Origin of the sequence: Gemmatimonas sp., from assembly GCF_044345575.1 — a bacterium.
Taxonomy (GTDB): domain Bacteria; phylum Gemmatimonadota; class Gemmatimonadetes; order Gemmatimonadales; family Gemmatimonadaceae; genus Gemmatimonas.
Genome location: NZ_JBIJAW010000047.1, coordinates 1 through 16403, shown reverse-complemented (window position 1 = coordinate 16403; position 16403 = coordinate 1). Strand labels below are relative to the sequence as shown.

General features: G+C 65.8%; 15 protein-coding genes. All 15 read right to left on the bottom strand.

The annotated features are described in order from the left end of the window. Nucleotides 1–742, bottom strand: a 742-nt coding sequence (locus ACIQ6O_RS04920) for a tetraacyldisaccharide 4'-kinase (protein WP_396206674.1), incomplete at its 3' end; no start/stop codon positions are given. Continuing rightward, nucleotides 742–1461, bottom strand: coding sequence for a lysophospholipid acyltransferase family protein (locus tag ACIQ6O_RS04915; protein ID WP_396206673.1), 720 nt, complete (start codon nucleotides 1459–1461; stop codon nucleotides 742–744). The genes ACIQ6O_RS04920 and ACIQ6O_RS04915, both read right to left, overlap by 1 nt. Further along, nucleotides 1458–2573: a lipid-A-disaccharide synthase gene (lpxB, locus tag ACIQ6O_RS04910; protein WP_396206672.1), complete on the bottom strand. Its 1116-nt coding sequence runs from the start codon at nucleotides 2571–2573 to the stop codon at nucleotides 1458–1460. Before lpxB ends, ACIQ6O_RS04915 begins: the two co-directional genes overlap by 4 nt. Then, on the bottom strand, nucleotides 2566–3615 hold the full coding sequence (locus tag ACIQ6O_RS04905; protein WP_396206671.1) for a Gfo/Idh/MocA family oxidoreductase: 1050 nt from the start codon (nucleotides 3613–3615) through the stop codon (nucleotides 2566–2568). Before ACIQ6O_RS04905 ends, lpxB begins: the two co-directional genes overlap by 8 nt. 3 nt (nucleotides 3616–3618) lie before the next feature. Next, complete coding sequence (gene lpxA / locus ACIQ6O_RS04900) at nucleotides 3619–4419, bottom strand: acyl-ACP--UDP-N-acetylglucosamine O-acyltransferase (protein WP_396206670.1); 801 nt, start codon at nucleotides 4417–4419, stop codon at nucleotides 3619–3621. Beyond that, nucleotides 4416–5768, bottom strand: a complete 1353-nt coding sequence (locus tag ACIQ6O_RS04895; protein WP_396206669.1) for a bifunctional UDP-3-O-[3-hydroxymyristoyl] N-acetylglucosamine deacetylase/3-hydroxyacyl-ACP dehydratase — start codon at nucleotides 5766–5768, stop codon at nucleotides 4416–4418. The genes lpxA and ACIQ6O_RS04895 overlap by 4 nt, the downstream gene beginning before the upstream one ends. Beyond that, on the bottom strand, nucleotides 5765–6874 hold the full coding sequence (gene lpxD, locus ACIQ6O_RS04890) for a UDP-3-O-(3-hydroxymyristoyl)glucosamine N-acyltransferase (RefSeq protein WP_396206668.1): 1110 nt from the start codon (nucleotides 6872–6874) through the stop codon (nucleotides 5765–5767). The genes ACIQ6O_RS04895 and lpxD overlap by 4 nt, the downstream gene beginning before the upstream one ends. 7 nt (nucleotides 6875–6881) lie before the next feature. Then, entirely contained in the window at nucleotides 6882–7484 is a 603-nt protein-coding gene (locus tag ACIQ6O_RS04885) for an OmpH family outer membrane protein (RefSeq protein ID WP_396206667.1), read from the bottom strand. A 14-nt stretch (nucleotides 7485–7498) separates the two neighbouring features. Then, complete coding sequence (bamA, locus tag ACIQ6O_RS04880) at nucleotides 7499–9985, bottom strand: outer membrane protein assembly factor BamA (protein ID WP_396206666.1); 2487 nt, start codon at nucleotides 9983–9985, stop codon at nucleotides 7499–7501. Nucleotides 9986–10132: 147 nt separating this feature from the next. Next, nucleotides 10133–12649 (bottom strand): ATP-dependent Clp protease ATP-binding subunit, encoded by a 2517-nt coding sequence (locus tag ACIQ6O_RS04875; protein ID WP_396206665.1) that lies wholly within the window; start codon nucleotides 12647–12649, stop codon nucleotides 10133–10135. 28 nt (nucleotides 12650–12677) lie between these two features. Continuing rightward, nucleotides 12678–13778, bottom strand: a complete 1101-nt coding sequence (locus ACIQ6O_RS04870) for an ATP--guanido phosphotransferase (RefSeq protein ID WP_396206664.1) — start codon at nucleotides 13776–13778, stop codon at nucleotides 12678–12680. After that, the gene (locus ACIQ6O_RS04865) at nucleotides 13775–14272 is read right to left on the bottom strand and encodes a UvrB/UvrC motif-containing protein (protein ID WP_396206663.1); all 498 of its coding nucleotides are present in this window, start codon (nucleotides 14270–14272) and stop codon (nucleotides 13775–13777) included. Before ACIQ6O_RS04865 ends, ACIQ6O_RS04870 begins: the two co-directional genes overlap by 4 nt. Further along, entirely contained in the window at nucleotides 14272–14985 is a 714-nt protein-coding gene (locus ACIQ6O_RS04860; RefSeq protein WP_396206662.1) for an ABC transporter ATP-binding protein, read from the bottom strand. The genes ACIQ6O_RS04865 and ACIQ6O_RS04860 overlap by 1 nt, the downstream gene beginning before the upstream one ends. Then, complete coding sequence (locus ACIQ6O_RS04855) at nucleotides 14978–16228, bottom strand: FtsX-like permease family protein (RefSeq protein WP_396206661.1); 1251 nt, start codon at nucleotides 16226–16228, stop codon at nucleotides 14978–14980. The genes ACIQ6O_RS04860 and ACIQ6O_RS04855 overlap by 8 nt, the downstream gene beginning before the upstream one ends. A 16-nt stretch (nucleotides 16229–16244) precedes the next feature. Further along, nucleotides 16245–16403: amino acid--tRNA ligase-related protein (locus ACIQ6O_RS04850; protein ID WP_396206675.1), on the bottom strand; the 159-nt coding region annotated here is incomplete at its 5' end.

Here is a 16403-nt window from a genome sequence, read left to right as displayed (position 1 = left end):
GGCGACGACCGGCGAGCCACCCCGTGTCGTACTCTTCCTGAGCGTTTTCAGAAACAGTCGATGTATCGTGTCCACGGAGCACCACGCGACGCACACTCCCCGGGACGAGCTGCACGCGTGCCACGGCTACGCCCGGGGCCGCGCGCCGGATACTCGCCTCCACCCGCTCCACGTCGCGTGGGGCAGCGGCCTTCACCGTGATCACCACGGCCGTGGCGCGACGCAGCGCCTCCAGCCCCTCGCGAAACGGACCGGCGGGGAGCAGATGCACCGCATGAGGGAACCGATCGGCGCTCACCAGCACCACGTCGGACACGCGGGCGGCACGACGGTGCTGAAAGGCGTCGTCGAGGACCGCGCAGTCGGCGCCGTTCGCGCGCGCCTGCTGCATGCCGGCCACCCGATCGGCATTGCGCACGACCGGGAGCGAGGGTGTCAGCAAGCGATGCACGCGCCATTCGTCGTCCCCGTAGCCACGGAGCACGATGGACGGCCGCGCGCCCGCCGCTTGCAATCGCCGGGCGAACCAGGAGGCGACCGGCGTTTTTCCTGTCCCCCCGACCGTGAGGTTCCCCACCGACAATGCGGGGACAGCCGCCTGACCCAGCTGCTGATCGAAGCGCTGATTGCGCTGGCGGACGACCGCACCGAATACTGCGGCCAGCGGTGCGAGCCCGAGTCGCACTCCCGCCGCCGCGACGCTACGGTCGTACCAGACCCACTCGGCGCCCTGGCGCAGCACTAGGCTCGCCCCGGCGTGGCCCCGCGGGCAACACCACTGCGCGCCAGCTGCTCCGCGCGAGCGAGATCGTCCAACATGTAGCGCGCGAATTCTTCGGTGCGTTCGGCAGCATCGCGAATGTGCTCGTCATCCACCCGACGCGGCTCGCCGAACAGCACCGTGATGCGGGCAAACGGCTTCGGGATCTCAAAGGCATCCCAGCTGCGGAGCGTCCATTTCCGGTCGACGTGTCCGGTGATGGTCACGATCGGTACGCTGGCTCGATTCGCCAGCATCAGCGCGCCCGGCGCGAACGAGTGCCGCGGACCACGTGGCCCGTCAGGCGTGAAGGCCATGTCCGTGCCGTGCTTCACGACCTTGACCGACTCGAGCAGAGCCCGGGTGCCTCCGCGCGAGGACGAGCCGCGTACCCCGAAGTTGCCGAACAGCGCCACGATGCGTGCGATGATCTCGCCATCCCGGTGTTCGCTGATGATCACGCCAGTCCGTACGTTGTGCGCCCATAGCAGGGGGAGCATCTGTCCGTGCCACAGCGTGTAAACGACCGGCTGCTCACCGTTGGTGCGCGCGTTGAGCCACTCCCTCCCATGCACCCGTACGCGCCACGTTCGCCCAAGCACGCGCATGAGCACACCGCCCAGCGCAATGGCCGCGCGCGTCCGCCAGTCGAGCGACGCGGGCACGCGCTCCCCACGTGACACCGGTGCGCCCTGGCTCACGCGGCACCCATGCCAATGATCATGTCGGCAACCCGACGCGACGCCCCGGGCTCCCCCAGACACCCGCGCACTTCGGCCAGCGCCGACAGCGCCGCCTGTCGCGTCGACGAGGATTCGTCGAGCAGTGGCAGGAGCGAGGCGGCAACCGTGTCCGGCACGAACCGCTCCTGCACGAACTCGCGTGACACTTCACGACCCGCCACAACGTTGACGAGACCGATATGCGGGATCTTCACGACGCGCTTGGCAATCGCGTACGTGATGGGACTGGTGCGATAGCCGATGACGTGCGGTAATCCGGCCACCGCGGCCTCGAGCGTGTTCGTACCGCTCTTGAGCAATCCGGCCGTTGCGGCGCGCTGCACGACGAACGACGCCCCCTGCACGAGCGGAAAGGGGCACTGCGCGGCGGAGATGCTCACCGTCGGCGCCACGCCGACCACGACCTGCACGTCGGGGCGCTGCTGTTGCACCGCGGTCGCGGCCGCCATGAAGGGCTCGAGATGTCGCGCGATTTCGGCCCGACGACTTCCGGGAAACACCGCGAGCACCGGTCGTTCGGCATCGAGACCGAGTTGCGCACGTGCCTCGGCCATGGTCGGCAGGCTCTGGGCACGATCCAGCAGCGGATGACCGACGAACGTGGCGTCGATTCCGTGCTGTCGGAGCAGAGGCGCTTCGAAGGGGAGAATCGACGCGGCCTTGGTGACCAAACGCGCGAGCTTGGGCAAGCGATTGGCTCCCCAGGCCCACACCTGCGGCGTGATGTAGTAAAGCACCGGTACGCCGGCGCGGTGCGCCACTTCGGCGACCTTCATGTTGAAGCCGGGATAGTCGAGAAGCACCACCAGCCCCACCCGACCGCTTTCGATGCGCTCACGAAGGCGTCGCAACAGCGCCCAATGCTTGGGCACGTGCTGCAACACTTCCACGAACCCCATCACGGCGAGCGTTTCGACGTCGTGGAGAATCTCCACGCCGGCGCGTCGCATATGCCCACCGCCCACGCCGGCCATCGGCAGCACGGGCGCCAGTTCGCGCAACACCTCGGCCACCTTGCCTGCATGGAGATCGCCGGATGCCTCACCGACGACGAACAACACTTCACGCACCGGTGGCTCCGGGCTGCTGCCCTTCACCCGCCTTCATCACGGCATGCGCCTGCTCGATGGCCGTAACGATGCGCAGGGCAGCCTCCAACGCTTCACGCCCCTCCTCGCCCGTCACCGCCACCTTGGTGCGCCCCATGATCGCCCCGAGGAATTGCGACAACTCGAGCACCAACGGTTCGCCCTCCGGGGCATCGAGCACCACACGTTCGACGAACTCTTCGAGCGCCCGCGGCGCGCGCGCGAGCTGCATCGGATCGAAGTCCCCGCGCAGACGAAAGAACTCGCCGGTGCCTGCGGCCAGGTCGAGAGAGAGATACCCGCTCCGCTGAAAGATGCGCAGCTTGCGCAGACGTTCACGCGACACGCGACTGGCCGTGATGTTCGCGACGGCCCCGTTCGCAAACGTCAGGCGGGCGTTGGCAATGTCGACCTGTGGCGTGAGCACCGGAATGCCCATGGCCTGCACATCGGCCACCGGTGATCCCACCAGCGTGTGCACCAGATCCAGATCATGGATCATGAGATCCAGCACCACCGCCACGTCGGAGCCGCGTGGATTGAACGGAGCCAACCGATCGCTTTCGATGAAGCGGGGCCCGTCCACATACGGCATGGCTGCACGGACGGCGCGATTGAACCGCTCCACGTGCCCCACCTGAAGGATGACACCGGCCGCACGCGACTTCGCCAAGAGGTCATCGGCCTCCGCAAGAGTCACCGTGAACGGCTTCTCCACGAACACGTGCTTGCCGCGCGCGAGGGCCGCCGTGGCCACGGCGTGATGCGCCGTGGTTGGGACGACAATCGACACGGCATCGACTTCGTCGAGGAGCCGATCGAGCGATGGATACGCGGTGACCTGGTACTGCGAGGCCACCTGAGACGCGCGCCCCGGGTTTTCGTCAACGAATCCTGCGAAGCGCTCACCGCACAGGTCGCGCAGAATGCGGACATGGTGCACACCGAGTCCACCTGCGCCGACCACGCCGATGCGAGGGGCGCCGGCCCGGGCAAAGAGCTGCTGTTCCGCTGTGAGGTTCATGGCTCAGAACCCAACGCCGCGCTGACTGGCTTCGATGAACGCGAGGAAATGCTGGACCTCGGGAATTTGCTCGAGCTCGCCCCGCGCCCTCTCGACACCCTGCGAGAGGTTGAGGTCGGATCGGAAGCAGAACCGATAGGCCTTCTTGAGCTCGCGCACAACCGGCTCGGCGAATCCGCTCCGCTGCAATCCCACTGAATTGAGTCCGAACAGCTTGATCGGATTGCCGACGGCACGCACATACGGTGGCACATCCTGTGTGACGCGCGAACAGCCGCCGATGAAGGAATGTCGCCCAACGCGCACGAACTGATGCACCGCGCACAACCCGGAAATGATGGCGCGATCTTCGATCTGAACGTGCCCGGCCAACTGCGTGCCGTTCGAAATGATGATGTGATCGCCCAGCTGACAGTCGTGCGCGAGGTGCACGTAGCTCATCAGGAAGCAGTGTCGACCAACGCGCGTGGTAACCGAGTGCGCCGTCCCGCGATTGATCGTGACGTACTCACGGATCGCGGTATCGTCGCCGATCTCGACCCACGTCTCTTCGCCCCGAAACTTGAGGTCCTGCGGATCACCACCGAGGATCGCGCCGCTCCCGACCGACACACGTTGGCCGAGGCGGACGTTGCGCTCGAGAGTGGCGCGTGCGCCGATGCGCGCCCCGTCCCCCACTTCACAATGCGGCCCCACGATGGCCCACGGCCCGATCTCGACATCGCGCCCGATCTGCGCGGTGGGATCGATGATCGCCGTAGCGTGCACGCGCGTGCCGCCCAAGGTCTCCGGACTGGCGCTCATCGATCGCGGACCATCGCGGCCATGTCGGCTTCGGTCACCACCTGACCGTCTACATAGGCGATGCCCTTCATCTTGCACATCGTGCCGCGCGCCTGCACGACCTCGAGTTCCAGACGCAACTGGTCACCGGGCTTCACCGGGCGGCGGAACTTCACGTTGTCGAGCGACAGGAAGTACACGACCTTCGACGACGGATCCTCGATGGTGCGCATGAGCAGCATGCCGCCCACCTGCGCCATCGCTTCGATGATAAGCACCCCCGGCATGATGGGGTGCCCCGGGAAGTGGCCTTGGAAGAACGGCTCGTTGATGGTGACGTTCTTGAGGCCCACGATGCGCTTGCCCTCGTCGATCTCGAGAATGCGATCGACGAGGAGGAATGGATAGCGATGCGGGAGGACCTGCAGAATGTCTTCGACGGTGTACACGGCGGGTTCCTTGATGGCGTGTTGAACGAGAGCTCGCACCAGTGCCACCGTGCCGCGGTGGCTGGGCTTGTGAGCGACAATGCGGGCGCGCACGCGCGCCCCCGCAAGGAGAAGGTCCCCGACGCAGTCGAGAGCCTTGTGGCGAACGAATTCGTCCGCCCAGCGTAGGGAAGTGTCCACCAATCCGTTCGCGTCGAGTACGATCGCGTTGGCGGTGGACGCCCCCTGAATGAGTCCCTTCGCGCGCAGCGCCTCGACTTCGTGCACGAAGCCGAAGGTGCGAGCCGCCGCGAGTTCGCGGCGGAACGTTCCCGGGGTCACCATGTACCGCCCCCGCTGCTCACCGATCAGCGGATGCGGAAAATCAATGGTGACATCGAGCCCGAAGCCGAAGCAGGGATGCGCTTCGTACACGCTGTCGCCGTCGACGACGCGAATGGATTTGCGCAGGACCAGCCACTCAGGCCGCCCCGCGTTGGCGGTCAGCCCGGCCGCATCGAGAGCTGCCACGAATGGCGCCGCGCTGCCATCCATAATTGGCGGCTCCGGCCCGTCCATCTCGATGACAAGATCATCGATCTCGAGGGCCCCCACAGCGGCGAGCACATGTTCAACCGTGTGCAACGCTGCTTCACCGGTGCCGAGTTGCGTCCGCCGCTCGGCCTCCACGGCGACCTCCACCCGCGCTGGAATGGGCGCCGTGCCGGGGAGATCGACCCGATGGAACACGATCCCCGTGCCCGACGGCGCCGGCTTGAACACCAGACGGCACGGACGACCGAGATGCAAACCGATGCCCTCTACGACCGCATCCCCCGCCACCGTGCGCCGCGCGGCGCCGGGAAGCGCCGAAGCCCGCGCACTGCCGGCAGTCGCTCCCGGTGTGGTACCACCTTTACTCTGGCCAGCGCGCGCGATCATGCCGCGTCTCCGGATGACGAGGAATCGACCGGGTCGGTATTCGCCGTGAATCGCGCGACCATCAGTTCCAACGGCCGCAACAGGCGGGCGAGTTTCGTGACGGCGGCCTGGGTACGCAGCTGCTCCTTGTGAGGACGCGCTGGATAACCCGACCACGTTTCCCCGGCGGGGACATCGCCGAACACGCTGGCCCGACCGGCGATCGTCGCGCGGGCGCCCACAGTGAGATGGCCACCCAAGCCGGCCTGTCCGCCGACTTGCACGCCATCTTCGATGCGCGTCGATCCGGCCACGCCTGTCAGCGACGCAAAGAAGCAAAACCGCCCAACGCGTACGTTGTGCGCGATCTGCACGAGGTTGTCGATCTTCGTGCCGGCCCCGATCACCGTATCATCCACACTGCCGCGATCGACACAGCTGTTCGCGCCCACTTCGACATCGTGCTCGAGCACACAGCGCCCCACATGCGGGATGCGTACGACGCCCGTAGGGCGCGGCACGAAACCGAACCCCTCACGCCCCACCTGGGCGCCGGCATGCAACACCACGCGGTCGCCGAGCTCCGTGAACGGATAGACCACGGCATTGGAGTGGAGGCGCACGTCGTTGCCGAGCACACTGCCGGCCCCCACCGAAGCGCCGGCCCCGATCCAGCAGCGGTCACCGAGCACCGCGCCCTCGCCCACGACGGCGTGTGCATCGAGCGTCACGCCGTCTCCGAGGCGCGCCGTGGGCGCCACGACCGCGGTGGGATGCACGCCGATCGCGCGGGGCTCCGGCCGATGGAAGTGCGCGAGGAGCCCCACCAGCGCGTCCATGGGCTTCTCCACGATGATCCGAGTACTCGGCGTCCCCGGCTGCGCTTCGAGCGCTGGGGCCACCAGCACCACGCCGGCGCGCGAGGTGGCAAACCAGGACGCATAGCGCAGGTGCGACAGAATGCTCAAGTCGTTGTCGCCGGCCCGATCGAGTGGCGCGATCCCGCGCACCACCACGTCGGGAGCGCCGACAAGGCGTCCGCCGACCTGTGCCGCAACGTCAGCGGCGGTGATGGGCATCTGCCCATCACCGCCGCCAGCCTGCGGAACGTGAGAGGTGCCGCTCACGCGGCGATCACTCCGTAGGCGGCTTCTTCGTGATGCCGGCGGGCGCCGACGTCGGACCGGCCGGGGCCGGCTTCGCCGCCGGTGCAGCCTTCGGAGCCGCCAGACGCATCTTGGCCATCACGCGGTCGGTGATGTCGAGATTCTTGTCAGCCGAGACGATGAACGCGCCCGCAGCGACGTCGAAGATGAAGGCGTAGCCGCCATCCATGCGGACGTCGTCGAGCACCTTGCGGAGGTTCTCCATGATGGGGGCCATCAGTTCCTCCTGACGATCCTGCGCCTGCGACTGCAGCTTCTGCGCCTGCGCCCCCCAATTCTGCTCCTTCTCACGCAGCAGCTTGAGGCGCACGTCCTTGGCCGCGCCCTGCAGGGTGGGCTCTTCCTTCGCCCACGCCTCGTTCATGGCCGTGAGCGAATCCTGGAGCTTGGAGAGCTGCGCACGAATGCCCACCATCTCCTTCTCGAACGTGGCCTCGGCCTCGCCCCGTCCCGGGGCGTTTTGCAGGAGTGCCTGCGAATTGACGAAGGCGAACTTCTGCCCCTGCGCCGAAGCGAACGACGGTACGGACGCGAGGACAGCAACGGCACCGACAACGGAAAGCAAACGCATGATGAAGTCCTGAGTTAGAAGAGCTGGCCGAGTCGGAAGTGGAACTGCCACTTGGGCGCCTTCTCCAGGCGACCGGTGGTGATGTTCACTGCCTGACGGTCGAAGCCGTACGCCATATCAAGTCCGAGCGGACCGAGCGGCGTTACGGTAGATACCCCAAATCCAGCCGAACGGTAGAGGCGGGTTGGGTTGATCTGTCGGGCGGAGGCCCAGTTGTTCCCGGCGTCGGCGAAGACGTTGAAGTAGAACATCTGGTTGAACCGGAGCCCGATTTCTCCGGTCATGGTCATGAAGGCATTACCGAACGAGGCCGGATCGGAGCGGAACTGATCCGTACCCGGGTTGAATCCCTGCGGGGTAATGGAGAACTCCGGATAGCCTCGAAGCTGCTGGCCGAACATCACACCACCCACCGCAAACTGCTGCTGGAAGAAGAACGGGCCGGAGTTACCGAACAGCGCGCCCGTGCGCGCCGTCAGCCCCATGGTGAGCTTGATCGGCTGCGAACCGGGGTTGCTCCCCCCGAACTGCGCGAGCGGCGCGTAGGCGCGCATTTCCGTGGTAAGCCGCTGGAAGTTCACCGTTCCGCCAAACGGCCCACCGCTCAGGTCCAACTGCACCGAGCGCAACGAACCGGCCGTGGCAAAGGGCATGTCGATACGCGTGTCGTACTGGTACTCCAGCCCGACGTTCGAACGCAGACAGTTGCGCGAGCAGCTCCCCACGATCGTGCCAGACGTAAACGTGGCGTTCTCGACGTTGTACGACATCGCCAGCGTGGAGAAGTACGACCACGGCGTGGGGATGCCAAGGCGGAACTGCGAACCGGTGCGGATGTTCTGCCCGAGGTTGCCGACGATGAAGCGGGACTGCGTGCGGTACGCGCTGAGCGCCCCCGACAGCCGCGTCCCCTTGAGCGCCGGGTCGGTGTAGGTCGCCGTGAAGTCATTGAAGAAGCGACCGTACTGCCAGTTGAGGCGCCCCGACTTGCAAAGACCGAACAGGTTGGGCTGCTCGAGGCCAACGAAGCCACCGAAGCCGACACCGCCCTGCCCCATGGACGCACCGAAATTCACCGACCCCGTCCGCTTCTCCTTCACACGAAACACGATGTCCACGTCACCCTGCTCGTTGATCGGACGATAGTCCGGAAACGGCATGGGCTGTTCGAAGAAATTCATGTTGCCGATGCTCTGGTAACTGCGGATGAGCGCCTGCTGATTGAACGGGCCGCCCGGCACGAGGAAAATCTGTCGGCGAATGCAGTCATCCGACGTGAAGTCGTTACCGACGATCTCGATGCGATTGACGATCGCCGGATTCTTCTCTTCGATCTCCCAGCGGAGATTGGCGGTCGGCACCGAATCGGGCCCTTCGTAGCGCCGCTCCACGACCGGTCGCACCTGCGCATACAGATAGCCGTTGTCGCGGTACGCGCCGTTCACCTTCTCGAGCGCCGCATCCCACTTGGCCTGATCGAATACTCCCTCGGGCGCCTCGGGCTTTCGGAAAATCAGCCCCATCGCCCGCTGGGTGAGCGTCTTCGTTTCCTTGCCGTCGAACGGATAGAACTTGCGCAGATCTTCCGTGTTGAAGCGGCGATTACCGGCGATTTCGAACGCGCCCACGCGAAACTGCGGCCCTTCGTCGACGGTGATCTGCACCAGCCCCTTCCCGCGTTCACGATCGACGAGCAGGGTGTCCTTGGTGATGCGCGCGTCCACATGGCCCAGACGGGAGAACAACTCGGGAATCCGTTCCCCCAGGTCGCCCACGAACTTGTCATCGTCGTACTCGCCCTTCCGGAAGAAGAAGAAGCCCTCGGGCTTCGTCTTCATGGCACTGACGATCGTCTTTTCGCGAACCGATTTGTTGCCGACAATGTCGATGGCCGAAATGGCGAGGCGTCGCCCTTCGTCGACGGTGTACCGGAGCGCGATGCGTCCATCGCTCATGAGCGTGGAATCGATCTTCACTAGCGCGAGATAGTAGCCAGCGTTCTCGTAGACGGAATCGATCTTCGCCTTCGCGCGCGCCACCTGGAGCGGGTCAATCGGTCGGCCGATCAGGAGATCGATCTTGTCCTTGACCGACCGCTCCGAAATAGCCTTGGGTCCGACGACCGTGATATCACCGAGAATCACGCGTTCCTTCACCTGCACGACCGTCAGCACCTTTCCAGGTACCGACTCAAGGTCACAGATAATCTGGACGTCGTCGAACTCCCCCAGCGCATACAGCGCCTTGAGCGAACGCTGGAGCGTGGGGAAGTTGAGCATCGCCCCCTTCGTGAGACCAGCCTCCGTGCGGATGCGTGTCTCGTTCACACGCGCCGCGCCGCGCACGGCGATGGAGTCGCTGGTGGTACACCGGCCGACGACCTCCTGGGCGGCCAGCATGCGCGGCGCCGACACGAAGGTCGCTATCGCGGCCACGACGAATACCGACGCGACGAGTCGCGCCGGCGAGCGGCCGAAAATCTGGGGAACGCGTTTCAGCATAGCCTCGAAATATATACGGGCGCACCCGGAAGGGCCGAGCCCGCGCCCCCGTTTCCTACACCCGACCATGAAAAACGGCCGAACCCCGACGCGGGGCCCGGCCGTCTGACACCAAAAGGGGAGGCTGGCGTTGCCTCCGGACCGCACTCAGCTCGCCTGCGGCGAGGGGGAGAGCACCCGGAACTCCAGCTTTTCCTTCTCAGTGGCGGAGACCGCCACCTCGATCTCGTCGCCCCGGGAGAACTCGCCCATGAGGAGCTTCTCCGAGAGCGGGTCTTCCACATAGCGCTGGATGGCCCGCTTCAGGGGCCGAGCACCGAAATGCTCGTCGTGGCCATGGTTCACCAGGAACTCGGTCGCCTCCTGGGTGAGCTTGATCGTGATCTCCTCTTCCGTCAGGCGCTTCTGCACGTCGGCGAAGAGAATGGACACGATCTGCGAGATGTGTTCCTTGCCAAGCGGGTGGAACACGATCACGTCGTCGAGGCGGTTGAGGAATTCGGGGTTGAACACCCGCCCCATCTCTTCCTTCACCTTGTCGGCGATCCGCTCGAAATCCCCGCGCGCATCGTTGGTGGCAAAGCCCAGCGACTTGCCCCGCGTGATATCCTTGGCGCCCACGTTGGACGTCATGATCACCACGGTGTTCTTGAAGTCGATCACCCGGCCGTAATTGTCGGTGAGGTGACCCTCATCGAGCACCTGCAACAGGATGTTGAACACGTCGGGATGCGCCTTCTCGATTTCGTCGAGGAGGATGACGCTGTACGGCTTACGACGCACGGCCTTGGTGAGCGTGCCGGAGTCCTCGTAGCCCACGTAGCCCGGGGGCGCGCCGATGAGCCGCGACACGGAGAACTTCTCCATGTACTCGCTCATGTCCACGCGGATGAGCGCCGACGCGTCGGCGAACATGAATTTCGCCAGCGAGCGGGCAAGTTCGGTCTTACCGACACCCGTGGGGCCGGAGAAGATGAACGAACCGATGGGACGACGCGGATCCTTGAGGCCGGCACGGCTGCGGCGGATGGACCGGGCGAGTGCCTTGATGGCCTCGTCCTGCCCCACCACGGTCCCGTGCAACTCCTCTTCCATGCGCAACAACCGTGACGTCTCGGCTTCCTGCAGACGCGTAACAGGGATGCCCGTCCAGCGGCTGACGATGAACGAGATCTCCTCTTCGCCGAGCGTGGGGCGGAACGACTGCCGCCGCTGCTCCCACTCCTCCTGCTTGCGACGGATCTCCGCCTGGAGTTCGCGCTCGTTGTCACGCAGCGACGCCGCGCGCTCGAAGTTCTGATCGCGGACCGCCGCTTCCTTCTCGAGATTGATCTTCTCGAGCTCGGCCTTGAGATCGGCCACCTCGGCCGGCGGCACCTGGGCCGCCAGACGGGCACGCGCGCCCGCTTCGTCGATCACGTCGATCGCCTTGTCCGGCAGGAAACGGTCGGTGATGTAGCGCTCCGACAGTTTGGCCGCGGCGAGCAACGTCTCGTCGGGGATGTTCACGCGATGGTGATCCTCGTACTTCTTGCGGAGCCCCTGCAGGATCTGCACGGTCTCCTCGATCGACGGCGGATCGACCACGACGGTCTGGAAGCGACGCTCGAGCGCGCCGTCCTTCTCGATGTACTTGCGGTACTCGTTGAGCGTGGACGCGCCGACGCACTGCAGCTCGCCGCGCGCGAGCGCCGGCTTGAGCATGTTGCTCGCATCGATGGCGCCTTCGGCCGCGCCCGCCCCGACGAGCGTGTGCAGCTCGTCGATGAACAGGATGACCTGCTTGTTCTGCGCGATCTCGTTCATGACCGCCTTGAGGCGCTCTTCGAACTGGCCGCGATACTTGGTCCCGGCGATCACGGCCGCCATGTCGAGCGACAGCACGCGGTTCTCGCGGAGGTTCTCCGGGCACTCACCGTTCGCGATAAGCTGCGCGAGCCCTTCCACGATTGCGGTCTTGCCCACACCGGGTTCACCGATGAGCACCGGGTTGTTCTTCTTACGGCGCGACAGGACCTCCATGACGCGCTCGATTTCCTTGGCACGCCCGATCGTGGGATCGAGCTGCCCTTCGGCGGCGAGCTGCGTGAGGTCGCGGCAGAAATGATCGAGGGCCGGCGTCTTGGACTTCTTGTCGCCCTTGGCCTGGCCACCGGCCGACGGCGGGGCCCCTGCGCCAGCCTTCTCCGGCGGGGCGGCCTGCGTCCCGCCCTGCGGCATTTCGGTGCCGAGCAGCCGCAGCGTCTCGGCGCGTGCCGCGTCGAGGTTCACACCCGCGTCGGTCAACACCTGCGCCGCAATGCCCTTCTCCTCGCGGAGCAGGCCGAGCAGCAGATGTTCGGTCCCGACGTAGCTGTGGTTGAGATCGCGCGCTTCCGCCATCGCCAGCTCGAGGACTTTCTTCGCGCGCGACGTGTACGGGAGATCGGGACCGGTGGCCTGCGCCGCCTTCCCCTTCTTGACGGTGTCCTCGATCTTCTGCGTGACGTCGTCGAGGTCCACGTTGAGGTTTTGCAGCACCGCTGCCGCAACGCCCTCACCCTCACGGATGAGCCCGAGCAGAATGTGCTCCGTGCCCACGTACTCGTGGTGCAGGCGTGCCGCCTCCTCGCGCGCCATCGCAAGGACCTTCCGCACCCGCTCGGTGAAGTTGTAGCCGTTCATCGCACCCTCAGGGTCGTTGGGGAGCGGCTCATTCGACGCCGCCGCCTTCGCTCATCAACACCTGCCGCACGTATCTGGCGCGCGCCAGGTTGGTCTCGCTGTCCGTCAGCCCCTTCCCCTCAAGATGAGCCAGATGGGCCGACTGGGCAAAGATCAGGAGCTTGTTGAGTGTGTATACACTGAGCCCAGCGATCAGTTTCAAACCCACCGCCAGGCGCACGCCACTCAGGTAGTTCATGGCCTCGTCGAACGAAAGGCTGCGGGCATACCGCAGCGTCCCGTACGCGCGCCACAACTTGTCTTCGATAATATAGCCCGCATCGCGCACCAGCACACGGCGCGCTTCCTCCTCGCGCTCGATCACGTGACGGACGACGCGCACCAGCAGATCCTGCAATTCCTCTTCCGACCGCCCCAGCGTGGTCTGGTTCGACAACTGAAAGAAGTTGCCCACCACCTCGCTCCCCTCACCGTACAACCCACGGTAGGTGAGCCCCATCTGCTGAAGCCCCGCGAGCACCTTGCCGATCTCCTTCGTCAACACGAGGCCCGGCAAGTGAATCAACACCGACGCCCGCAATCCGGTGCCCGCGTTTGTAGGACAGGCGGTCAGGAACCCGAATTCCCGATGAAAGGCATACGGAACCTGGGCGCCCAGTTCCCGGTCGAGCTGGCTCACCCCGTCGAACGCCTGCTGAACGGCAAAGCCGCTGCGCAGCGCCTGTAATCGCAGGTGGTCCTCCTCATTCACGAGCAGCCCGACCGACTCACCAAGGAACACCGCCGCACCGCCACGCACCGGATGCTGCGGATCGAGCCCCGCCAGCTCCTTGCTGACCAGATGACGCTCGTGCAACAGCTGCCGGTCGACGACCGGCAGATCGTCCAGACGCAGCAGCAGACTGCCGCTCAGCGACGGCACTCCGCTGAGCGCGTCCCGCACCTGGGCCAGCATCCGCAACCGCTCGCCCTCACGGGCCCGCCCCGTGAACGCGTAGCCGGACACGTTGCGCGCCAGCCGAATGCGCGTGGAAATCACCACATCGCTGTTGGGACCAGAGGCGTCAAGCCAGCGGACGCCGCCGTCCGGCAGCAACGACAGATCGAGACCAGGACGAGGCGCCGTCATACCGGTTCCGTCTCCAGCGCCTTGATGCGGTCGCGCAGCTCCGCCGCCACTTCGAACTGCTCGCTCTCGACGGCCCGCCGCAACCGGTCACGCAGATCATGCAGTGTGTCCGGCTTCTCGACCACATGGGTGTCCGGCGTCTCGTAGCGCTGCCCCACGTGCCGCGAACTGCCGTGCAGGCGCCGCAACAGCTCGCGCAGGCTCCGTTCCATCGCATCGTAGCAATGGGGACAGCCAAGGCGTCCCGTGGCGCGAAAGTCACGCGCCGTCGCCCCGCAGAATGCACAGGCCGCAGCGTCCTCACTCGTGGTGGTGGCTTGCTGCTGCACCGCCTGCAGAATGTCCCCCAACGGGTGCTGCGGCACCGACAGCGTGGTTTCCACCCCCTTCGCCGCCGCGCACTTCTCGCACAGGTGCAACTGCGACACCGCGTTGTCCACGATGCGCGTCAGGTGGACCACCGCGTCGCGCTCCTTGCAGTTGTCGCACAACATCAGGCCCCTCCGGGTACGTCCGACACCACCAACCGACCTCCTTCCAACGATAGCGCCCGGTCTGCCCGCGCGGCCAGCGACTGGTTGTGGGTGACCACCACCAACCCCAACGCCTGGTCGTGTGCCAGCTCGGCGAACAGATCGTGCAACGACTCCGCATTGTAACGGTCGAGATTGCCGCTCGGTTCATCCGCGAGCAGCACCGACGGCCCCGCCGCCAACGCGCGTGCCACCGCCGTGCGCTGCTGCTCGCCACCCGAAAGCGCACCAGGACGATGATGCACGCGAGCGGCCAAACCGACCCGCTCAAGCAGCACCATGGCTCGCTCCTTCGCCCGCGGAATCGTTTCGCCCGCGATGCGCAGTGGCATCATGACGTTCTCCAGCGCCGAGAACTCGCGCAGGAGGTGATGAAACTGAAACACGAACCCGACGGTCCGGTTCCTCAGCCCATCGAGCGACTCCTCGGGGAGCCCCTCCACCGCCTGCCCTGCCAGTCGGATACGACCGGCCGACGGCCGCTCCAGCGCGCCCAGCACGTGCAGCAATGTGCTCTTGCCGGCGCCGCTCTCGCCCACGATCGCGACCATTTCGCCACGGTGCACGCCGATCGACACGTCATCCAGCACGCGGATGACCCCGCCGTCACCGCCCCGGAATTCCTTGACCAGCCCCTCCCCTTCGAGCACGAACTCGCGCACCGCCTCACTCATGGCGGATGGCCTCGACAGGATAGAGATTCGCCGCCTGCTTAGCCGGATACAGCGTCGCGAGCGCGGCGATCGCCACGCTGGCGAGCACGATCATCACGACATCGAGCGGCTGAATGGCCACCGGCAGATGATCGATGAAATACACGCTCGGGTCGAGCGCGATGAGCCGGTACTTCTCCAGCAGCAAGGCGACGACCAGGCCGAGGACCAGACCGCCGCCCGTGCCGACCGCGCCGACCACGGTGCCTTGATACAGGAAAATGCGCCGGATGGAGGCCGCCGGCATGCCCATCGCCCGCAGAATCCCGATCTCGCGCGTCTTGTCCGCCACGACCATCGTGAGCGTGCTCACGATGTTGAAGGCGGCCACGACTACGATGAGCAGCAGGATCACCCCCATCCCGAGCTTCTCGAGCTTGAGCGCCTGGAAGAGCGAGCGGTTCTGCTCCTGCCAATCCATGGTGCGCACCGACGACTCCAACTGCGCCCGCAACGTGTCGGCCACCGCCGGCGCGTTCCACCGGTCGCGCGCCCGCACCTCGATCCCTGTGACATCCGTGCCGTAACCAGCGAAGCGCTGAGCGGCCTCGAGCGACAGGTAGAGGTAGGCGTCGTCGTACTCGTACATGCCGGTCTCGAAGACGCCGCTCACGACCACGCTGTCCGCGCGCGGGACAATGGCCCCCGTGGACGCATTCATGTCGAGGCCAGCTGCCCCGAGGAGCACCACCGTGTCCCCCGGGAACGCATTGAGCTTGGACGCCAGCAACTTCCCGAGCACCGCACCTGGCAGCGACACGCTGTCGCGCCGGAACGTGAAGTCACCGAGAATGGCGTGCTGACGAATCGTGGTCACCTTGTCACCCGGCTCGCCGATGGGCACGATGCCCACCACCTGGGTGCCGACCATGTACCCCCCAAGATTGCGCACCAGCCCCTGCGTTTGCACGAATGGCGCAGCCTCGACGACGCCCGGCCCCTTCTTCACGCGCGTCAGCAGTTCGCCCCAGTCGGGCATGCGCATGTCCGAGCCATACGGCAGCACTCGGATATCGGGGCTCCCCACGAGAATCTTCTCTCGCAGATCGCGCTGCAACCCGTTCATCACCCCCATGATCACGATGAGCGCGCTCACGCCCACCAGCACGCCGCCGATGGCGATGACACTGATGAGCGACAGCAAACGCGAACCACGACGGCTGCGCAGGTAGCGCCAGGCGATGGCGAGTTCGAGGTCCCTCACGACGACAGCCGTCCGATCATTCGGGGCGCATCGTGGGGAACAGGATCACGTCGCGGATGTTCTGCGTGTCCGTGAGATACATGAACAGGCGATCGATGCCGATGCCCACGCCACCCGTGGGGGGCATGCCGTACTCCATCGCGCGCAGATAATCCTCGTCCACGCCGCTCGCCTC

Excerpts from the sequence above, each read along its gene's own strand:
- ACIQ6O_RS04865 (WP_396206663.1), bottom strand. The coding sequence starts at position 14,272 with ATGTTGTGCGACAACTGCAAGGAGCGCGACGCGGTGGTCCACCTGACG.
- ACIQ6O_RS04895 (WP_396206669.1), bottom strand. The coding sequence starts at position 5,768 with ATGATCGCGCGCGCTGGCCAGAGTAAAGGTGGTACCACACCGGGAGCG.
- ACIQ6O_RS04870 (WP_396206664.1), bottom strand. The coding sequence starts at position 13,778 with ATGACGGCGCCTCGTCCTGGTCTCGATCTGTCGTTGCTGCCGGACGGC.
- ACIQ6O_RS04905 (WP_396206671.1), bottom strand. The coding sequence starts at position 3,615 with ATGAACCTCACAGCGGAACAGCAGCTCTTTGCCCGGGCCGGCGCCCCT.
- bamA (WP_396206666.1), bottom strand. The coding sequence starts at position 9,985 with ATGCTGAAACGCGTTCCCCAGATTTTCGGCCGCTCGCCGGCGCGACTC.
- lpxA (WP_396206670.1), bottom strand. The coding sequence starts at position 4,419 with ATGAGCGCCAGTCCGGAGACCTTGGGCGGCACGCGCGTGCACGCTACG.
- ACIQ6O_RS04885 (WP_396206667.1), bottom strand. The coding sequence starts at position 7,484 with ATGCGTTTGCTTTCCGTTGTCGGTGCCGTTGCTGTCCTCGCGTCCGTA.
- ACIQ6O_RS04875 (WP_396206665.1), bottom strand. The coding sequence starts at position 12,649 with ATGAACGGCTACAACTTCACCGAGCGGGTGCGGAAGGTCCTTGCGATG.
- ACIQ6O_RS04860 (WP_396206662.1), bottom strand. The coding sequence starts at position 14,985 with ATGAGTGAGGCGGTGCGCGAGTTCGTGCTCGAAGGGGAGGGGCTGGTC.